General features: G+C 69.3%; 15 protein-coding genes and 1 pseudogene. 5 read left to right on the forward strand and 11 right to left on the reverse strand.

The genetic code is table 11. From position 1 onward, the window contains the following. Positions 1-414 precede the first annotated feature (414 nt). Complete coding sequence (locus AB0Q96_RS11565; RefSeq protein WP_365324125.1) at positions 415-1,497, forward strand: hypothetical protein; 1,083 nt, start codon at positions 415-417, stop codon at positions 1,495-1,497. Between the two features lie 59 nt (positions 1,498-1,556). Here the strand turns inward: AB0Q96_RS11565 and AB0Q96_RS11570 are convergent, their stop codons facing one another. After that, entirely contained in the window at positions 1,557-2,930 is a 1,374-nt protein-coding gene (locus tag AB0Q96_RS11570) for a hypothetical protein (RefSeq protein ID WP_365324127.1), read from the reverse strand. Positions 2,931-3,198: 268 nt separating this feature from the next. On the opposite strand from AB0Q96_RS11570, the gene AB0Q96_RS11575 reads away from it, so the two are divergent. The 4 genes from AB0Q96_RS11575 to AB0Q96_RS11590 all read left to right on the forward strand — a co-directional run bounded on the left by AB0Q96_RS11575 (position 3,199) and on the right by AB0Q96_RS11590 (position 6,696). Beyond that, entirely contained in the window at positions 3,199-4,086 is an 888-nt protein-coding gene (locus AB0Q96_RS11575; protein ID WP_365324129.1) for a DUF5655 domain-containing protein, read from the forward strand. Positions 4,087-4,577: 491 nt separating this feature from the next. Beyond that, complete coding sequence (locus AB0Q96_RS11580) at positions 4,578-4,754, forward strand: hypothetical protein (RefSeq protein WP_365324130.1); 177 nt, start codon at positions 4,578-4,580, stop codon at positions 4,752-4,754. Positions 4,755-4,762: 8 nt separating this feature from the next. After that, on the forward strand, positions 4,763-5,974 hold the full coding sequence (locus AB0Q96_RS11585; protein WP_365324132.1) for a cupin domain-containing protein: 1,212 nt from the start codon (positions 4,763-4,765) through the stop codon (positions 5,972-5,974). Beyond that, the gene (locus AB0Q96_RS11590; RefSeq protein WP_365324134.1) at positions 5,884-6,696 is read left to right on the forward strand and encodes an aldo/keto reductase; all 813 of its coding nucleotides are present in this window, start codon (positions 5,884-5,886) and stop codon (positions 6,694-6,696) included. Before AB0Q96_RS11585 ends, AB0Q96_RS11590 begins: the two co-directional genes overlap by 91 nt. Here the strand turns inward: AB0Q96_RS11590 and AB0Q96_RS11595 are convergent. The 10 genes and pseudogenes from AB0Q96_RS11595 to AB0Q96_RS11640 all read right to left on the reverse strand — a co-directional run bounded on the left by AB0Q96_RS11595 (position 6,681) and on the right by AB0Q96_RS11640 (position 19,576). Further along, on the reverse strand, positions 6,681-7,523 hold the full coding sequence (locus AB0Q96_RS11595; protein ID WP_365324136.1) for a hypothetical protein: 843 nt from the start codon (positions 7,521-7,523) through the stop codon (positions 6,681-6,683). The two genes, AB0Q96_RS11590 and AB0Q96_RS11595, sit on opposite strands and share 16 nt — an antisense overlap. A 262-nt stretch (positions 7,524-7,785) precedes the next feature. Next, positions 7,786-8,001 (reverse strand): annotated as a pseudogene (locus tag AB0Q96_RS11600) (DUF6087 family protein); the annotation flags it as partial. Positions 8,002-8,174: 173 nt separating this feature from the next. Continuing rightward, positions 8,175-11,426: a hypothetical protein gene (locus AB0Q96_RS11605; protein ID WP_365324139.1), complete on the reverse strand. Its 3,252-nt coding sequence runs from the start codon at positions 11,424-11,426 to the stop codon at positions 8,175-8,177. 36 nt (positions 11,427-11,462) lie between these two features. Then, complete coding sequence (locus tag AB0Q96_RS11610) at positions 11,463-12,746, reverse strand: DUF317 domain-containing protein (protein WP_365324141.1); 1,284 nt, start codon at positions 12,744-12,746, stop codon at positions 11,463-11,465. 15 nt (positions 12,747-12,761) lie between these two features. Beyond that, a complete protein-coding gene (locus AB0Q96_RS11615; RefSeq protein ID WP_365324721.1) occupies positions 12,762-13,907 on the reverse strand; it encodes a DnaB-like helicase N-terminal domain-containing protein in 1,146 nt (381 codons plus the stop codon). Next, a complete protein-coding gene (locus AB0Q96_RS11620; protein WP_365324143.1) occupies positions 13,907-15,196 on the reverse strand; it encodes a DNA cytosine methyltransferase in 1,290 nt (429 codons plus the stop codon). Before AB0Q96_RS11620 ends, AB0Q96_RS11615 begins: the two co-directional genes overlap by 1 nt. Positions 15,197-15,628: 432 nt before the next feature. After that, entirely contained in the window at positions 15,629-16,441 is an 813-nt protein-coding gene (locus AB0Q96_RS11625; protein WP_365324144.1) for a hypothetical protein, read from the reverse strand. Between the two features lie 98 nt (positions 16,442-16,539). Further along, entirely contained in the window at positions 16,540-17,322 is a 783-nt protein-coding gene (locus tag AB0Q96_RS11630) for a hypothetical protein (RefSeq protein WP_365324146.1), read from the reverse strand. Between the two features lie 50 nt (positions 17,323-17,372). Then, positions 17,373-17,612: a hypothetical protein gene (locus tag AB0Q96_RS11635; protein WP_365324148.1), complete on the reverse strand. Its 240-nt coding sequence runs from the start codon at positions 17,610-17,612 to the stop codon at positions 17,373-17,375. Between the two features lie 170 nt (positions 17,613-17,782). Further along, positions 17,783-19,576 carry a TraM recognition domain-containing protein gene (locus AB0Q96_RS11640; RefSeq protein WP_365324150.1) on the reverse strand — a complete coding sequence of 598 codons (1,794 nt, stop codon included), beginning with the start codon at positions 19,574-19,576 and terminating at the stop codon, positions 17,783-17,785. Between the last annotated feature and the right edge of the window lie 13 nt (positions 19,577-19,589).

Raw genomic sequence — 19,589 nt, forward strand, 5'->3', positions numbered from 1 at the left:
CTGAACGTCTCGGCCCAGGACGTGCGGAATTGAGATCCGAAAGGATGCGCAGGGGGCTACTGGGGACCGGTTCACCCGAGCGTGGAGAGAAGAAGGGCCGATGCATCTCCGGGGAGCGGTGGTCAGCCGCAGCAGCAATCTAACTGGCCCTGTACTCGACGGGTGCCTATGTGGCGATTCCGGCGGCGCCGTTCACCCGGACGGGGGTGAATGCTTGCGTTGTCCGCTACGGCTCGTTTACGGTCCGATCCGGGTTGAGGGAACCCTCGTCGTGCGCCTGTCCGGATCGATGGCGCAGCGTGTTGAAAGCCCCAGGTGCCCTCGCATGCTCTGCCGTACCCTGCATCACCGTCGTTCTCGCTGGCAGCAACTCTTTCCCGCGCTGGGATCCGGCAGCGCACGAAGGAGACTGTCGTGCCCAAGAGCCACGTGATCGACCTGTGCCGCCGCTACACCGGGGAAACCTGGGCCGGCGCCAAGGAACGCCTTGCCCGGCTTCCAGAAGGAGGCCCTCTCATCCCCTCCGCCCGAGGCGATCAGGCGTTCCTCGAAGGGCAGGTCCTGCGTGCCTTGCTGGAGTACCCCACCACGTACACCACCCGACCGCTTCGCATCGTGCGGGTCATCCCGGACGAACGGCGTCCCGTCATCCGCTTCGCGGCCGACTCCGACCCCGACGGCTTGGCCGAGCTGATCGCCTGGGGGCTGTTCTCGTCCGGCGGCAAGGACGACCTTCGCGGGATCAGCGGCCTACGCCTGCTCGGCGCCGGCCACGGCAGGCTCGACGTCGGACTCCACGGAACTACGGCATGCCTCCGGCTCGAAGGCGTTCCCGATCGGGCCTGGAGCCAGGCGGAGGAGATCAGGAACCTGACCGCGGCTGAGCACGGAGAGTCGTCCCCCTGCAGGCACCCCGGCCTGACGCCGGGCGAACGGGCCTTCGCACACGAGCACCGCTGGCTTGAAGAAGCCTGGCGGGAGACAGCAGACCTCGGAAGCGCCCTGCTGCGCCGGCTCCCGATGTTCCGTTTCGCAGCCAACTGGCTGGACATGGCCGGCTTCACCAAGCACACCAATACCTACGGATTCCGTCTCACTTTTGCCCGTGGACGCTGGACGGACCACGATGTAATCATCGAGCACCTGACGCACCCGCTCTGTGGAATCGCGCTCAAAGAGGACATGCGCAGCTGTACCTGCGCGTACGGGCAGCGAGGATGCCGAATCTGGTTCGACGGCCCTGAACGAGCACCAGGGCGCCTCGACTTGCAGATGACGGACGCCCGAGACGATTGCGAGATCGCCGAGTACAACCAGGCGCTCGCCTTCACAGGCAGCCCGACCGAAGAGATCGCACAAGTAACCGGCAACCTTCCGGGCATGACTGCCGAGTGCGCCCCGAACTGCCACGGACACCACGACACAGTCGCACACCTACACCGGGTGGCCGCCAGCCGCCGGGAAGAGCTCAACCGCCTGCGGCGGAGGACTGTCTGACGCCGGCGCGCCGCCTCGTTCAGTGGCTGGTGCGCCATGGCCAGCCGGACCATGCCTGGCTAGCTGTTCACGCCGTAGCGACGGAAGAGCTCGGGGAGGAACCCGCCCAGGAGGGTATGGGCCGAGGCTTCGTCGCGGAGCTCGTCGTGCCCGAAGCGGTAGACCTCGTAGCCTCGGAGCTTGAGGTTCCGGTCGCCAGCCATCATCTCCGCGTACTTGGCGGTGTCGGGTGTCCGGCCGTGGTCGCGGGTGTAATGCTGGGATCCATCGACTTCGAGGACGATCCGCTGGCCAAGGGGTAGCAGGAGCAGGAAGTCCATGCGGAAGCGCAGAAGGGCCTGGGTGCCTCGTTCTTTGACCGTCTTGGGATCCCAGTGCAGCCATACCTCTGGCAGGAGCGCCGGCATGTCGTAGACCGCGGATTTGAGGACCCGGTGGTAGCAGTCGAAGAGGTTCCGCTGGCCGGGAGAGTTGGCGGGCAGGCTGCTGCGGAGCTGGGCGTAGAGGGTGTTCTTGGCCTCGGTGTCATCGGGGATCTGCTGGGTCTCCTGCCACCAGGACTGCAGGTCGCGCCAGCGGATGCCGTCGTCGGTGACGATGCGGTCGTAAACCAGAGCGTCGCCGCTGACGAGCTCGATGTCGTTGTCCACGGCAGAGCGGAAGCGGATATCGGGCTTGGTGGGCGAGGCGAAGATGACGTTCTTCGGACGCCGCGTGCGGGCCAGCTGGGTGGGAACGAGGGTGAAGCGTGGATAGCCGCCGTCGTCGCCTGTCTCCCTAAGCTCGATCGCTGCCGGGCGCAGGTGTTCGTTGATCGTGCCCGCGAGGTGGCGCTGTACAGTCTCGTCGAGCAGGACGTCCGCGGCTACGGTCGCTTCGAGGAAGCGGGCGAACCTGGCATCGCCCGCTTCGAATGCGCCCAGGCCCTCGAACAGGTCCTCGGTTGACCAGTCCGGGTTGCTGATGAGGTGCCGCTCTATACGGGCCCGCAGGCTTGTCGTGCTCGGGGTGAAGGACCATGCGGCGAGGGGATCGTCGTCGAGGATCCAGAAGCGGTCCAGCATCGCCATGAACCGGGCCGCGTGCTGCACCAGGACGGTCGGGTTGATGGCCCGGGCGAGCTCACGGCGGATTCGCATGGGGATCTCTGGTGGCGACACCTCTGCCCACAACGCGTCCTGGAGCTGGTTGCGGGTCGAGGCGTCGAAGCTCTGCGTCTGCAGCCAGCGTTCAGCGAGCTGGAGGAGATCACTGTCTGGAACTTGGGCGAAGCTGCGTTCAACGCGCTCGCGCTTCGATCCTTCATCGACCGGCGGCATGCCCAGGACGGCGAAAGCTTCGGTCAGCGTCTTGTGAGTGTTCCGGTCGCCGAGCAAGGCGGTGACGTTACCCACCAGTCGGCGAAGTGCCGCACGATCCCCGACCTTTGTCATCAGCTGATGATCCCAGGATTCGACCTCCGCGTCAGCCCCTATCTACTGAGCCACCGGGGCTGACCTGCTAAACAGCAGTGCTCCTGGCGCCTGTCCGTGATGCTGTGGGACGTACGCGGGATCCAGGATCCCGCTCGGCGTCGTGGGGCGCGGGCGTCCCCGACGGGCCGGAGGTGGTCTTTCACTCCATCTTCACAAGTCCGAAGGCCCGGATGGAAACAATTCGATCGCCGTCCGGCGTTGCAGCCCCGTAATCGGAGAGAGGACGGTGGCGGGGCTGAGGCTGTTCACCACGAAAGGCAGCATGACCGAGGTCACGCCGCGTCTTGCCGAGGTTGAGGCTGATGTGCAGGGTCTTGTCGAGGAGAACATGGAGACGCTGCTGGGCGTCCGGTTCCTGGCGAGCGAGTACGGCACGGGACCGGTCCACGGGGGCCGGATCGACTCGCTCGGGCTGGACGAGAACGGATCACCGGTCATCGTCGAGTACAAGCGCGGGGTCGACGCCGGCGTCATCAACCAGGGGCTGTTCTATCTCAGCTGGCTGGTAGACCACCGAGCCGAGTTCGAGCACCTGGTCCGCGACCGGCTCGGGGCGACGACCGCGTCCCAGGTGCGGTGGAGCGGCCCGCGCTTGATCTGCATCGCCGGCGACTTCACCCGCTACGACGTGCACGCCGTGCGCGAGCATCGGCGCTCGATCGACCTGGTCCGCTACCGACTCTTCGGCAGCGATCTGCTTGGGCTTGAAACCGTGGCGTCCGTCAGCGGCGCCACGCGGGTGGCCCGCCAGGCTCGCCGGCAGGCGGTCGCTCAGGCGGCAGCCGGCGTCCAGGGCGCGTCGATGGTGGAGCTGGCGAGCGCGGTCGACGATGCGTTGCTCGGGCTCGGGGACGGCGTTAACCGCGTCGAGCGCAAGATGTACCGGGCGTACCAGCGGCTGCGGAACTTCGCCTGTGTGTGTCCGCCGCAGCGGAGCAAGCTCCTGGTCTACCTGAAGGTCGACCCGAAGGACGTCGACCTTGTTCCGGGCTTTACCCGGGACGTGTCCGGTCTCGGTCACCACGGGACGGGTGATCTGGAGGTGCAGCTCCGTACGCCGAGGGACGTGGAGAGGGCGCAGGATCTTTTCCGGGCGAGCTACGCGGCGGCGTGATCGACTGCCGGCCTTCTGGCGTGTGCACTTCGCGGGCGGTCTGCGGTTGTCGGGAGACGCCTTTCGACGGAGGGGCAGGGCGTGGCGGTGGAACATCCATGATCGGCGGGATCGCCGGTTTGGCCAACCGGCGATCCCGCGCTCTGTTCCCCTGCACTGCATCCTGGTGCCTCTGACCGTGTGAGGCGCTTGTCACCCTGACCCGAGCAGATCCGCGAGGCGAACGGGAGCGTCCGCGGCGCGGAAGCCACCCTGCGGTATCCGGTGGTTCACCCGAAACTCTTCCGTCTACGCCCTGGGGTGGATCGCACGGGCGCGCGAGTGCAACGAGTGGTCCCGCGTCACGCTGGCCAGACGTACGACGGCGGAGGCGGCCGAGGAGAGCAGGTCCGTACGTATGTCCGAATTTCGCTCTACTGGCATCTGCTGGACGCGGGTTAACTCGTTCCTTCGCCCGGACCCGGGCGGTAGTGACCGAGGGGAGAGCGTTGATGGCAGACAGGGTGTCCACGCAGACGTCGGGGACCAGTCCCGCGCTTCTGATCGCGGTGGAGGAGCTGGCGACCGCACATGACCGGAGCGAGTCCGAGCGGTCCGATATCACCAGCTCGCAGAACAGCGCGGGTGATGACGGTGAGAACCGCGACCTGAACCTCCCGAAGGCGTAAGGGACGCCATGGATCACCGGCTCGTCACCCACATAGAGAAGGCTCTCGGCTGGGACGGGCCGGGCTCCGTGGGGACCGCGTTCGCGCGCGGCCGACTCACGGACCCGGACCTGCCCGCCCGCCTGCTGACCCCGCACAAGCTGCTGGACCTGATCAAGCGCCGCCACCTGGCCAACCCGCAACTGCGCTGCTACGCCGAGGGCGAGGAGATCCACCCGTCCACTTTCCTGTCCACCAACGTCAACCGGCGCAGGCAGGCGGTGAGCCAGGCCGACATGGCGGCCCTGGGACGTATCCTCAACGAGGGCGGCACCGTGGTGCTGGACCACGTGGACTTCTTCGACCCGACGCTGGAAGTCGCCTGCCGGGCCCTGGGCTGGTGGTCGGGCGAGCTGACCTCCGCCAACGCCTACCTCGCGGTCGGCGACACCGACGGATTCCATCTGCATTGGGACGACCACGAAGTCATCGCCGTGCAACTGTCCGGGAAGAAGTCGTGGGAGGTCCGCGGGCCGTCCCGGCCCGCGCCGATGTACCGCGACGCGGAACGCAACCGCACGCCCTCCGATGAGGTGCTGTGGAAGGGCACGATGCGGGCCGGGGACGTCATGCACATCCCCCGTGGCTTCTGGCACACCGCTACCCGCCTCGGCTCCGGCAGCGACGGCCACTCGCTGCACGTGACGTTCGGGTTCACCAAACGCACCGGTGTCACATGGGTCAACTTCCTCTCCGACACCGCCCGCGCCGACGAGGCGTTCCGACGCAACCTGGAAGGCGCCGGCGACGCCGGACCCAAGGGACTGGCGGACAAGCTCAGCACCCTGGCCGCCTCCTACAGTCCCGAGCGGTACCTGGACGAACTGCGCTCCAGCACCCCACCCGCCCGCCACATGCCCCACGTGGCGGCCTTCGGTCGGCTCGACGGCGTCGTGGCCGTCACCGAGTTCGCCCCCCACATCACCCGGTCCGGCGACACGGTTCAGGTCCGCGGCGGCGGGAAGCAGCTGACCTTCCACGCGCGGGCGGAGGAGGGCCTTCGCGCACTCCTGTCGGGCCACCCGGTCCACCTCGACGGCGCCGACGCAGACACCACCACCCTGGCCGACCTGCTGATCACGGAGGGGCTGTGCGAACCACTGACGGAGACGTCGTTCTCGGGCTATACCGGTCTGGTCACGCCCGTGACGTACTCGAAGCAGCCGCCGGGCTCGGCGTAACGCGGCTCGACACCGCCGCGAACTACCTCCACCACCGCTCCCACGAGACATTGAGCGCGGTGGCCGGCGACCTCCTGCCGAAGTTCTCGATCTCCACCAAGGTCGGGTACTTTCCCGGGGAACACTCCCTCGCCCCCGACCGGCTGCGCGCCGCGGTCGAGCGGGCCGCGAAGGATCTGGGACGAGAACCGCAGGCCGTGCTCCTCCACAACCCCGAGCACGCACGCCCCGGCGCCGAAGCGCTGGCGCGGGCATGCGCGGTCCTGGCCGACGCCGCACGCGCGGGACTGTGCGGCGGATGGGGCGTTTCGAGCTGGGACCCACGCCCGCTCGCGGACCTCGACGTACCCCGCCCTGACGTCCTCATGATCCGGGCCGGTCTCCTGGTGGGCGCCGACATTCTCGAAGCGGCCGAGGCACTGGTGAGGCGGTGGCGACCAGTCCAGGTCTGGGGCATGAGCCCCTTCGGCGGCAGCACGAGCGAGCCGCCATGGCAGAGGTTCGACCCCCGGATCTTCCTGCGGGACGCCGGACCGGCCACACCGGTCCAGGCGGTCTACCGCTCGGCCTTCCGACTGCCCCCGGTCGACGCGGTCGCGGTCGGTACGGACAAGGCCACCCACCTGCGCGAGCTGGTCGACGCCCTGGCGTACGAGGTCGACGACCAGGCCGTCCAGGCGTACCGGCGGCTCCTGCGCGCCCGTCGTCAGCAACGCGACTGAAGTTCCCCCACCACGCGCTCAGCCGTCTCCCTGGCGGCCCCCAGCCGGGGGTCGTCCGGGTCGGCGTAAGGGCCCACGATCTTCGCGGCGACGAACAGCATCATCAGCCGGCCATCCCGAGTCTCCAGGTCGTCACGCCGCTCGCTGCGCACGCGGTCGGCCAGGGACGGGATGGCGAGGGACGCCCCCCACAGGTTCGCCGCGTCCAGACCGCGCGGGGCCATGCCCCAGTCCTCCCAGTCGAACACGCAGAACACCGGCGCCGTCACGTTCGCCCAGTTGAGGTCCGCATGGGCCGGACGCCACTCACCCACGGACGTATCGACGTCGGGGAAGACACCGCGGATCGTTTCCGCGACAAGCTCCTGCGTCAGGGTCTCTGTGTCCGGCGTCGCGATCCGGTTGGTGCGCTGCGAACCCAGAGCATCCAGGGAGGCGTTCAACCCGGCCCACCACATCTCGGACAGCCGGGGCTCCCCTGTCAGCACGGCGTTGCCCACCGGCGGCCCGGGCAGCAGCTCCGTCTCGTCCGCCCGCCACATCACCGGATCCGTCTCGTCCCGCCAGGCCACGACGGCGAACCAGGCTGGCTTCGCGACATCCGACAACGCCTCCGCGGACGCGGTGCCGTCCCCGCCCTGGACCCCGATCCGGTCCAGCCCACGGCGCTCGATGCGCACCCACGTACCACGGTCCGTCCGCGCACCCACCGAGCGGCGCTTACGCACCACACTCTCGCGGTCCAGACTCGTCCCCAGCGACCGCTCGACACGGTCCAGTACGGCTTCCACCGGCTCTTTACGCAGATCCACCGAACGCAGCGTCATGCGCCCGAACGTACCCCAGAGGCCGGAACGCCAAGCCCGACACCGAGCGTCTCCGAACCGTTCGCGCCTTCACACCCGTCGTGAGCAGACTCGTGCCGCCACGCAGAACGGCTCGCGAGCGGGCAGCCGCCCTCGCCCGAGACGGGGCCGGCCATCGGAGTCTGCCATCAGCCTCTCAAGCAGCCTGCACCTGCTGATCCCGCTCCTCAGCCGGGGACGGCTCCCGATGCCGACCACGCCCCTTGCCCATCGCGGGCCGGTCCTACTCGGCAGGCTTCTCCCGCGTGGGCGGTGGCGGGTACAACAGGGCCTGGGCAGCGGCCAGGTTCTCCACGACGCCGACCACCACCCACTCCGTGCCCGTCCACTCCTCGATCGCCCTCGGCGCGCCGGGGGCGACATGAGCCCCACGGCGTGGGCAACTACCCAGCGGCACCGCGCGCAGCCTGCCCTTCGAGGCGGCCTGGCGCTCGGCACGCCGACGCGGGAACCCATGCCGAGGGTGTCCCGCTGCTCGACGCCGGTGGCCGCATCAGCGCCCTCGGCAGGGACCGTGTAGCTCTCACGCCAGCCATCCGACTGGCATTGCACCGTCTCTCAGAAACGCGTACGACGTCCGCGAGTGAGGGTGCCTGTCCGAAGCGGGGCGGCTCAGGAGGCGGGGTCCGCTGGTTGTGCGGTCAGTAGGGAGCGGAACTGCTGGTAGCCGCGGGCGGCTGCACGGTTGATGATGCCTCGGGCAAGTATGGTGTGCTCGGGAGCCTGTAGGCCGGTGCGCAACAGGGTGCTGATGTCGACTTCGCGCAGGCTGGGAAGCCAGGGGTCCATGGACGGTGAAGCGAGGCATTGCTGTAGGAGGTTCAGCACCGGGCCGGTGTGATCTTCGACGATGCTCGTGAGGTAGCGGAAGACGTGCGTGCTCCGGCCGAAGGATCCGGTGGTCTGGAGGAGGTCGTCGAGTTGATCAAGGCACCAGGTGGCCGGGAATCGTCCGCTACCCACCAACGCCCCGGGGATATCCAGCAGCTCTCGTCGTTCCGGTGACTCTGGGCCGACGGGTGCTCCGGCGAGCATCGCCTTTCGCCATTCCCACCAGAGGCGGACACGTTCGATGACGGCAGTGGGGATGTCTGGACCAGTCCGGAGGTCAGAGGCGATGTTCCAGGCGAGCTGCTTGAGGGCCTCACCGCTGGAGTTGGCGTAATAGTCGCGGATGATGCTGTCCTCGCCGTCCAGTTCGATGAGGCCGCCCCAGTAGCGCGCAAGGATGTCTGAGCCGAGTTTAATGCGGAGGTGTTCTTGTCGGTTGGTGCCGTCTTCGGTGCGGGTGGAAGCCGCAGTGCGGTAGGCGCCGAGAAGGAGTTCGATGGCGGGCCGGTAGTTCGGTGAAACCTCCAGGTATGCCTCCCACGCGAGGCGTGCCAGCGGCTCGCTTCCTGTCAGGAGATAGGCGTGGCGATCGGCCCAGTCATGGTCGAGGTCGGTCAGTTGCGCAAACCGCTCGCCGACGACGGTGACAATCAGGTCCGCGATGGGCGAGCCGGCAAGTGAGTCGGGTTCGGTCAGTTCATCCAGAACGCCGAACAGGCGCCCAAAGTCGGCATCGTGGGTGCGGCGCCATCGCGCCCAAGTCACCATGGTGCGCAGCGCCTGGGCGCGCGGGTCACTCCAGTGATCGGTGTCGCCGGCCGCGGGCAGGTCGGTAGTGCGGAGGGTGGAGGTGAGGGTTCGCCAGATGGCCTCGGCCAGGTCAGGTATCGGCTGTGCCGTGGGACGAACGAGCATTCCGTGCAAGAGTTGGGCGCTCTCGCGGAGGATGTCGTGGGTTCGCGGACTGGCAGACCGCTCGGTGGCAGTGGCCGCCAACTGGACGAGGGCTTCGCTGTCGAGGTCCTCGCCGCGGCGGATGGCATCGGTGAAGCCGCCGAGCGCGGCAACAAGATATGCATCGTCCAGGTCGGCGAACAGTGCGGATCGTGAGCTGTGGGTGCGTGCCTGCTGGCTGATAGCCGACCGTAGCTGGACCGCGAAGTCCCCTTCGGACTGCCCAGTGAACCAGTCGGCCGATGGGGTGAAGGCGCGAACGCGGGCAACGAGCTCAGTGGTGTTGAGAGCCGCCAGTTCGTCCGTGCTTACCGAACTTGGCGGAGTCCACACGAATGGCTCCTTGATGTCGTCGAGCGAGTCCGCCGGGCCGTACTCCGTTTCGAGCCGCTGGAGGTCGTTCTGCAAATCGCTTGGCAGGATAGGTCGGATCGAGGCGTAGCGCTCCCGGCGCCATGTGTCCGTGAGGTGCCTCAGCTTTGTGTCGCTGATCTCCTCGTTGGCGTATCGACGGTGGCTTTCCTTCCACGTATCTGTGTGAGGCCCCTCCCGGACGATTTGAATCAGAACATCGCGGTGTTCGGGTTCGAGCTGTTCGCAGCGGGCCCGGGCCAGGCGCAGCCACTCGAGTGCGAGGGCATCGTCTCTTGCCAACTGTCGGTCGGACAGCGCCTGACTGACCAGCGCCGGCGTGAGGTCGCCGTGATGCTCCAGCACGTGAAGACGTAGACGCCGGAAGATCAGCCACGGGTAGGTGTCGAGCACGGCAAGAACGGCGTGAAGGTCCGCCCGACTCGAGGTCAGAAGACGGCGAGCGGCATCTCGGACTGCTGCTGTCAGGCGTGCCTCTCGCAGCTGGTAGGGGTGCGGGCGATCCTGTTCGAGAGTCGGGCAATACGTCCGGGACATGTCCATCCCAGACCGGCTTGCCGCTTCTTCAGGAGTCCCGCTCGCCTGATCTAGGAGGTCGGCAAGAATCTCCAGCCACGGCAGCCCCACGGACTCGGCGAGGCGGGGCGCGTAGTGCCCCAGGATTTGCTCGTACTCCCACTCATCGAGCCGACCGCCGCTTTGTGCCTCGTCGATCAGGGCAGCCATCAAGCCGAGTGCGGGTGTCTGATCGCTGTTCTCGGCGCAGTGGGCAACGAGGGCCGCGTATCGAAGTGGGTTGATCAGTTCGCGACTACGGCGCGCTGCGGTTGCGGCCCTCGGAGCGAGCTTTGCAGCCTTGGCAGGCGGCATGCGTAGAGCTGCCTCCACCAGGTCGAGGTTGACGAACGGGTTGTCCGTCTCCGGGACATCTCGGGCGATGACGAGTACCTGCTCGGGGTCAGCTTCCGCAACACGGGCGAGGTATGCCGATGCCGGCCAGCGAAGATAGGAGACCTGGTTCCCCTCGTCGTCGACCGTCACAGGTGGGAGATCCGCGAAGAACCCAGCGCTGCGCAGTGGTCCGAGCCATGCCGGGGTAGTGAGCCGGGAAAAGAACCTCTCCCAGGTGATCTGGTTTTGAGGGAAGTCCTTACGTAGGCGCTGCGCGTCCGCTGTGGTGGGCTCCGGTATGTCGGCCAGGGCCTCCAGACGTTCCACGGACGCCAAGTAGTGGGCTTCGAAGGCGTCGAGGACGGCGTCGAGCATGCCTTCCAGGCTGTCGACTCGCTCAAGGATGTCTGCATCCACTGTCTGCGGATGTTCGAGGTTCCTCCTGTGCGCCCGTCCCTGTAGTGTGCCGACCGCCTTGAGCCACGCCTTCCCCGCTGGCGATGTCTTCTCGATGCTCAAGGCGGCCAGGATGGCCTCTACCGCCTTTTTGTGAGCTGTACCCGCGCCCGCTTCGCGGGGTACGCGGGCCTCATCAGGTAGAAGAACGGCCCTGACCGAACTCTCCAGCTCCCTGAGCAGGTGGAAGATCAGCATGGATCGGCTGTTGAGCTGGAAGTCGTGGTCGACCAGGCGACACATGTCCTCGAACAGGGCTGCTGGGCCGGGACCGAGATGCTGCAATCGTTGATGAATGCGCTCCCGACGAATGGAGCTGCTGTCATCCGGCGCAGGGGGGAGGGCTGGAGGCTCTGTCACCTGGCCATCATGCCCGTGCTCGTCGTCTCGTGCGGGCTAACGGAGCCAGCCACGGCGCTGCGGAACGACGACGGGGACTGGCGCGCCCAAGGGCGGTCGGCGTACGGAAGGGGGCTGTGGCGTGGAGAGATCGGCAGCGGTGCTGACGAGGTGGGCCAGGAGGTCGTGGGAAACGCCAGCTGAGAGGCGGATAGTCCACGCCGCTCGGTCGAGGTTGTCCCCGCCGTACAGCATCCAGCGGTCGGTCGTGGCGTGCAGGGTGTGCTCGAAGGTGATGGCGCCGGCTGCGGTCCAGGTGGTGCGGGCGGGGTGGCTCGCCGGGTGCCAGGCAGCGTCGTGGAGAACGTCGTCCGGGCCGTACGCGGCCGTGAGGGGCGGGGCGTCGAGGTACTGGAGCATCGCGCGGATGAGGGGCACGGGGGTGCCGGCGGTGAGGGTGGCGTGCCAGAGGCGCTCGCCGACCGGGCCGTCGTACTCGGCGACCGTCCAGGCCACGTCGGTGCGGTGCCGGGCCTCGTGGTCGAACTCGGCTCGCACGGCGAGGGATTCGTGGGAGGCGATGGTCGTCTCGTCGGAGGGGCGGTACCTCTCCCACTGACGGTCCTCGTCGAAGAGGGCGGCGAGGAACGCCTCGTGCTCGCCGGGCTCCGCGACCGGAGGCTCGACCGTGGGCTCGGAGGTCTCCTCGGCGGTGGACGGGGGCTTGCCTGCGAGGAGCCGGCGGACGGCCTGTTCGAGGTCGGTGAGCGGGGCAGGGCCGGGGCGGACGGCGACGGAGTACAGCCGGTGGAACTCGGCGACTGCCTCGGCTTCGGTGTCGTACGAGGTGGAGATCTGCCGGAGATGGTTCTCTCCGTCGAGGTGGATGTGCCGGCGCACGCCGGTGGTGTAGGAGCCGACGGCGACGGTGGTGTGGCCGTTGTCGGCGTGCAGGTGAATGGTCAGGTGGCCGGTAGCGATGTCGTCGTGGATGCGCTGGGCCGCGGCGCCGACCTCGCGGATCTCGTCGCGTGTGCACCAGGGCATGGGGTGGTTCGCCCAGGTCCATTCGGTGTCGATCTCGTCCTGGAGGGCGGGGTCGATCTCGGTAGTGAAGCCGTACCGCTGGAGCTGTTCGGCGGCACGGGCGGTGTAGTGGGGCTCTTCGCGGTCGATGCGGGCCAGGACCATTGTGGTCGGGCCGGTGCTGCGGAAGCCGTGGTCGTACAGGTGGGAGCGGGCGGCGTCGGCTGTGGGGCCCGTCGTGGTGGCGATGACGGCGGGCTGGTGGTCGGGGTGGAGGGCGAAGTGGACGTGGGCGTCGGCGGAGGCGTACGGCATCGGGTCCTTCCGAGGTTAGGGGGTTCGGCCGGTGGCGGCCCTCGCGGCGGGGCGCGCAGACGGCGGCGAGACGACGGGGGCGCGGCGCGTCGAGGGGCCGGCCCGTGTGGTGGGCGCGGCCCGCGCTCGCTGGGGCAGCGGCCGGCCGGTGGCATGCTGCCAGCGGGTACGGACGGCGCCGATGTCGGCGAGGGTCCGGCGGGCACCGGCGACGAGCTGGAAAGGTGTGTTCATCGGGTCGTCGGAGTACGCCTGGATGCGGCGGGCGGCGTGGTGCACCGTGGTCAGGAGCGAGCGTGTGAGGGCGCGTTGGCTCCAGTGTTCGATGGAGCCTGCGGGTTCGGCGAGAAGACGCAGAACGTTGCTCGGCTCGCTTCCGTCGTGCAGGAGGCCGCGCTGCTGGGCTTCCCACAGGACGGTGACGGGGTCGACGGGCTCGTGGCGGCGGACGAGGGTGGTGAGGCACTGCCACAGGCCGGCGTGCAGGGGTTGAGTGAAGTCCTCGGGCAGCAGCCACCGTACGGACTCGATGTCGGCGGGGCGGGCGGTGGCGGTCGCGAGCAGCAACTGCTCCTCCTCCGCCGCATCGGTGTGGTCCGGCACGATGGCCGGCGGGGAGGCCGGGGTGCGGGGCAGGGCGCCGGCGCGTGAAGGGAAGCGTGTGGCGATGTCGTCCACGACCGCGGCGAGCGCGTCGGCCTCGGCGAGCACTGTCGGGACGGGGTGCGGGAGGGTGTCGTCGTGGGCGGTCTGGAGGAGGTGCTCGGCGGCGGCGCGTAGCCGGCGGCGGGCGTGTTCGGCCTCGACCATCCGTGCGTAGGCCGCCGCGTGCCTTGGCCAGGGACAGACCTGGATGAGGGTGTGCAGGTAGGAGGCTGTCAGGCCGCGTGCCTGCTCCCGGCCCGCGGCGAGCACCTTGTTGAGCCACGTGATGTTCCTCGCGTGCTCGTCCAGGTCGGGCGGCGGCAGGGCGTTGATCGCGGCGAACAGGCCGGCGTGCGCGGCGGTGGAGAACGAGTCGGCGCAGATCCCGGTCATGTCGCCGAGACGTCGCGGATCGAGAAGAAGGGCGCCGAGGAGGGCTTGCTCGACGTGGAACACCGGCGGCGGCGCCGCGCTCGTGTCGAGGTCGTCCTCGTCTGGATCGAGGTTATGGGGCATCAAGCGGCCAGGGTGAAGTCGTTGGGGTCGAGGGTGACACCGAGGTGCGGGGCGAGGAGGTGAGCGGCCAGACGCGGGGGGACCGCGTTGCCGATCTGGGAGAACTGCTGGCCTTTGTTCCCGGCCCACGGGTAGTCGCCGGGGAAGGTCTGCAGCAGGCCGGCCTCGCGAGCGGTGATCCGGATCGGTTCCGGCACCACGGGCACGTCCGCGTCCTGCGCCGACGTCGGGACCGGTTCGGCGACCCAGGTGCACTCGTTGGCGCGGTGTCCGAAGAACAGCGTGCCTGCCGGCTCCTCGATGGACCGGACGGTGGCGTTGGCCTGGTTGTTGCTGCGCAGAGACCACGACCAGCGATGCGCCTCGGAGGTGAACGTCGACGCCGGGGCGGTGGCGGCACGGTTCTCGCGGGTGCCGTACCGGGCCGCCCACCCTGCGCCTTCGCGACGGGAGTTCAGGACCACTCCGTCCGGATGCGGCATCCAGGTGCCGCGCTCCCGTGCGTCGGTGAGGGTCTTGCGGGAGCCCGACGGGAACGGTTCGGGCCCGCCGCCCGGCCCGCCGCCGGCGCAGACCGTCGGGACGGGTCGGTCGGTCGCTCCCCAACCGAGGGCCTCGGCCATGGACACCCAGCGGGCGCGACCCGGCCCGAAGAGGCTCTCGGGCTCGGCGACCGGGGCGTGGGTCGGCGCCGGAGGTTCGGCGGTACGGACACGGGAGGCGAGCAGGATCGCCCGCCGCCGGGTCTGAGGCACCCCGTAGTCCGCAGAGTTGAGGATGCCGCACCACACGGAGAAGCCCCAGGACCTCAGGATCTGCGCGTACTGTTTCCACAGCGGCAGCACGTCAGGGACCTCTTCCATGGCCACCCACTCCGGCTCACCGACGGCGTTCAGGGCATGCAGGTAGCGCATCGGCTCGGCCGCGAGCAGGGAGCGTTCATCGCGACAGGCGAGCAGGAGCTTGGTGCGGGTGTCGAGGCCGGCGGCGAGATCGGCGACCGCCTGGTGGACGAGTGGCTGGTCCACCAGGCCGAGGCGCTTGCCCGCCATGGACCATGCCTGGCAAGGCGGCGAAGCGATGAACCCCCGGACCCTGCCGGCGAAGATCCATGCCGGGTACGTCGCCACATCGGTGCGGATCGTCAGCAGACCGGCCGCCGCCCTCGTCTTGCAGGCCCATTCGTCCCATTCCAGCCCGACGTCGCGGATCCCGAAGCGGTGCAGGGGGACGCTCCAGCCGCCGGGGCCGGCGAACAGGTCGAGCACGAGCCCCTTCGGCGGGATCACGACGCGGGCGAGTGCATGAGTGAAGTTGGACAGTACGGTCTCCTTGTGTGGGTGCCTCGGTCGGTCTATGGGTAGGCAGGGAGCGTCAGCGGGTGCGGCGCGGGCCAGGGTGCGGCGCGGGGTTTGTATGCGGCGCGTGGCCAGAGCGGCGGCGGCCTCACGGGAGTCGGCCACGGCGGCGGTGTAACGGGGCAGGACGCGATCGGTGATCCGCCAGGCGGCGCGGGCCGGATCGAGCGGGACGGCGACCGAGGGCGGCACGGGGATGTGGTCGGTGATGTCCTCGTGCAGACCGCGGGGGACGGACGAAGGTGGTGGGCGGTGGGATGGCGAGCCGGGCCGGCTTCCCTGGCCGTCGCGCCGGGGACGGAAGCTGCGGTGCGCCCGGATGCGCGGGAGGCCGGCGGAGCGGCTTCTTACCGGGCAGGGGCGTCACCGTCGCGTACGCGCGGGCGGTGTGGTGCCCTTCGCCTTGACCGGTGCCGGCGTGGTGCTTACGAGGCCGCGGTTTTGTGCCGGACGCGCCGACAGGAGGGCTTGGGTGCCGGCGGTCGTGAGCCGTACGCCGTACCGGTCCTGCTGGACGAGCTGGGTGAGGCTGATCAGTCCCTTGTCCAGAAGGGCGTCGATGGTCGTCCCCCTCATGTGCGCGTACAGAGGGGCAATGACTTCTCGGGTGCCCGCGGCGCTCTCGTGGACGACGGCCTCACCGCGGGCGAACGCGGCGAGGCCCCTGCGCTGGGCTTCGCTGACCTTGACGGTGGGGGCGCTGGTGCCGAGGTTCTCCCGCGCCGCCTGTTCCTGGGCGTAGAGGTAGCCGTCGTGCCGCAGCAGGGCGCCGCTGACGTCCTGGACGGCCACTGGCGTTCGGTACAGGTGCGCGCGCGACTGCTTCAGCAACTGGTCGGCCGAGGCGGTGTCGCCGTGGGCGAGGGCGGAGACGGCGTCCGATGCGCGCGCGGCGGCGTTCGAGGTGGCCTCGGTGAGTCGACGGAGGACGGTGATCGCTTCCTGGCCGTCGACGGTGGTCGCCGCGTCGGAGAGTGACGCCTGGGCCAGAAGTTTGCCGGTGTGCAGCGAGGTCCGGTACAGGGCGCTGCCCGTACGGATGGTGTCCGCCAGCCGCTGTGATGTCTCGCCCGGCTGCCGCGTGAGGTCGTCCAGCAAGTCGCCGCACTTCAGCAGGTACTGGGTCAGGGCCCACAGGTCCTCATCGATGGGGCCGGGAGTGAACGGGTGTGTCAAGAAGCGGGACTCCTTGGAGAAGAGAAGACGAGGGAAGCGCGAGCACCGGCCCTGCCCCCGGGGGGCGCAGCGCAGGCGCCGGCGCGGCGGTCCTTGGATCAGCGAAGCCGGGTTCGGGCGGGCTGCGCCGCGAGCGCGGCAGGCCGCTTCGAAGCGGGGGCGGGGGAACGGTCGAGCCGAGAGGCGAGCGCTATGCGGCCGGCGTCGGTCAGGTACAAGCGCACCGAGAGCGACGTCTCCAGCGGGTGGGGCGCGCGGGTGACCCAGCTCCGAGCCTCCAAGGAGCGGACCGTGGCCATGGACAGCCGGTCCAACCGCAGCCAGGCTTCTTCGACCGCTCGGGCGTCCACGCTGACGTAGCCCTGTGCGACGGCCAGGAGGCACAGGTACTGGGAGGACGACATCACAGCGGCGGGCTCGGCGCCGTGCTGGGCGCGCACCGCGCCCGCGAGGTCGGCGGCGGCACCGACGAGGTCGGGTGCTCCCAGGGCGGTCAGGGTCCTGGCCGCATCCACGTGCCGCCCCGCCTCGATGAGCGTGTCCTGGACGTGCTTCGTACGGCCACCGGGCCGCTGCGCCATCTCCTCAGCGGAGAGGGTGTGCAGGAGGCTCTCGGTGATCCGCAGGTCGTCGGCGGCTGTCGCGGCCTGCGTGGCGAGCAGCGTCATCCGGATGTACACGTCGTGGGCGATGGGAGTGAGGGGCAGGCGGATCCGTGCGGCGGCCTTCTGGACATCCTGGACGTACCAGGAGATGGCGCCCGCCCGCATGGCGAGGGCATCGGCGATCTCCCGCGAGAGGTGCTCTCCGACGCGCAGGAGTCGCAGGTCGTCGTGGAAGCTGGCGAACTCCTCGGCCAGGGCGAGGAGACGAGCAGGCATCGGGATCTCCGGTGACTGCGGACTGACGGAGTGTTCGTGCTCGGACGGCGTCACAGGCCCCGCCCCGACTTGGTGGTTCGCGTGACGGTCGGGGAAGCGACCGGGGGCATGCGGGTGCCGGTCTGGACGAGGAGGTGGTGATCGCGGGCGGTGGGCAGTGGATCAGCGTCCGTGGGCAGGCCGAAGAGCGTGGCGGGGATCGCTTGGGCGAAGGCCGTGATCGGACCGCGGCAGGAGCGGGGGCCGTCGCCGGCCACCGCCTGCCGACGGGCGGCGAAGTTCACGGTCACGTCACGAGGTGCGGTGCCGGGACGGATCCGGCCGGTGAGCGCACAGGCGACGCCATGCGCGATCGGGGTGCTGAGAGACGTGGGAGAACCTCCGTTCAGGAACGTCCTGTTCGAGGGGCCGGTGGGCGCGGACAGGGCCGAGGCCCGTCAGCGGCAGGGGAAGAGGACCGTCACGCGGCCTGCTCGAAGTCGCCCTTGGACGGTTGCTGCTTGGCGACGGCGCGGGCGGTGATGGCCTGCGAGGCGCGGGCGGAGGCGGCGGCGAGCTCGTCGGCACCGGGCTCGGCGTACCAGGGGCGCAGGTCGAGCATGGCGACGCGCATGCCGGTGGCCAGGCACAACGCGCTGCCCTTGGGGAGGGCGCGGATGGCGTCGGCGGGCAGGATCCGTTCCTGCCGCATGCTGATCGAGGTGGACTTGCCGGACTCGGAGACCGACGTGCTGGTCGTCTCGACGTCGTGGTCGCCGATCATCCTGCTCAGCTTGTCGGCGAAGTCCGGGTCGTCGATCCCGGAACCGATGACCTTCACGGTGGCCGCCGACCACATGGCGTCCATGCCCGCGTCGCCCCACACTTTCTGGCCCTGGCGGTAGGACTGCAGGATCGTGATCGGGATGATCCCGCGCGACCCGAGGTGGGAGTACAGGTCGGGCAAGTCCGAGATCTTGCAGACGTTGGCGGCCTCGTCGAGGATCGCGAGCATCGGCGGGTCCAGCCGGCCGCCGGCGCGCTCGGCCTGGGCGGTTGCCGCCCGCATCACGGAGTCCGCGCACGCCGCGATCAGCGCGCTCGCGCCGCCTCCGCCGTCCTTCGACAACAGGAACAGCGTGTCCGTGGACGTCACGAACTCGGCCGGCCGGAACTCTGCGACGTCCTTCTGCGGGGTGACCCACGCGGCGATCTCGCTGTTGAGCAGGGCAGCGGCGTACTGGCGGGCGGTCTCGTAGATGCCGTCCCGCGTCTCGGGCGGGCCCTCGACGGTGCCCTTGAGCTGGGCTGCGACCGCGGCGAAGCCGTGATCGCGGAGGATGTCGAGCGGGGTGCGGTCGGCCGGGAAGGCCAGCCACTGCATGATGTCGGTGATCGGCCGCTCGTCCAGGGCTGCGCCCAAGAGCAGCTGGGACAGGATGTTGCTGCCGGCCTTCGACCAGAAGTCGCCCTGCTGGGAGGCGTCGACGCTCGCGGCGAGGAAGTGCCCGGCGAGCCGTCCGGCGCCGTCGAGGGTCTTGGCGTCGGCGAGCGGGTTCCACCACATGGTCCGCTCCGCGTGGGCGATCTGCTGCGGGTCCATCGACCACACCCGTCCCACGGCGGCGCGCGCGTCGAGGCACGCGGTGTAGGCGTCGCCGGCCGCTTTATTCGAGGTCAGCAGGACCGGTCCAGGCGCGGCGAGGATGGAGGGGATCGCCAAGCTGGTGGTCTTGCCGGAGCGCGGGGCCATGATCGCGACGGCGACATCCTCGAAGCCCATGCGGACCTCGTGACGGGTCCCAGCGAGGTTGCCGAGGAGGACGCCGGCGTCGCGCGGCTCGATGTGCTTGGCGGCCTTCAGGCTCGGCCGCAGCGAGCGCGCCTTGGACTCGATGGCCTTGGCGAGAAGCGGCTCGATGTCGCGGGCCTTGGCCATCCCGTCGACCTTCTTCTTCCGGCCACCACCTCGGTTCTTGTATCGCAGCCACACGGCTCCACCAGCGGCGGCGAGCAGCAGCGTCACCAGCACGGGGATGACGCGGGTGGCCAGGAGCAGAGACGTTTCTCCGGCCTGCGGCCACAGCTGTTCGGGACGCAGGAGAGCATCGGCCGGCCGGTAGGGCACCCAGGTGCCGGTGCCGGTGGCCCAGGCGGCGAGGTTGCCGCCGAGCCAGGCGACGGAGGCGAGGGGAAGGCCGACGGCGAAGGCGCCGAGGAGGACCTTCAGGGCTATGTCGTAGCCGTCGGAACTGGAGGAGGGAGCGGAGCGCAAGCGGTGGTTCCTT

This window comes from Streptomyces sp. NPDC093111 (assembly GCF_040683955.1).
GTDB lineage: Bacteria > Actinomycetota > Actinomycetes > Streptomycetales > Streptomycetaceae > Streptomyces.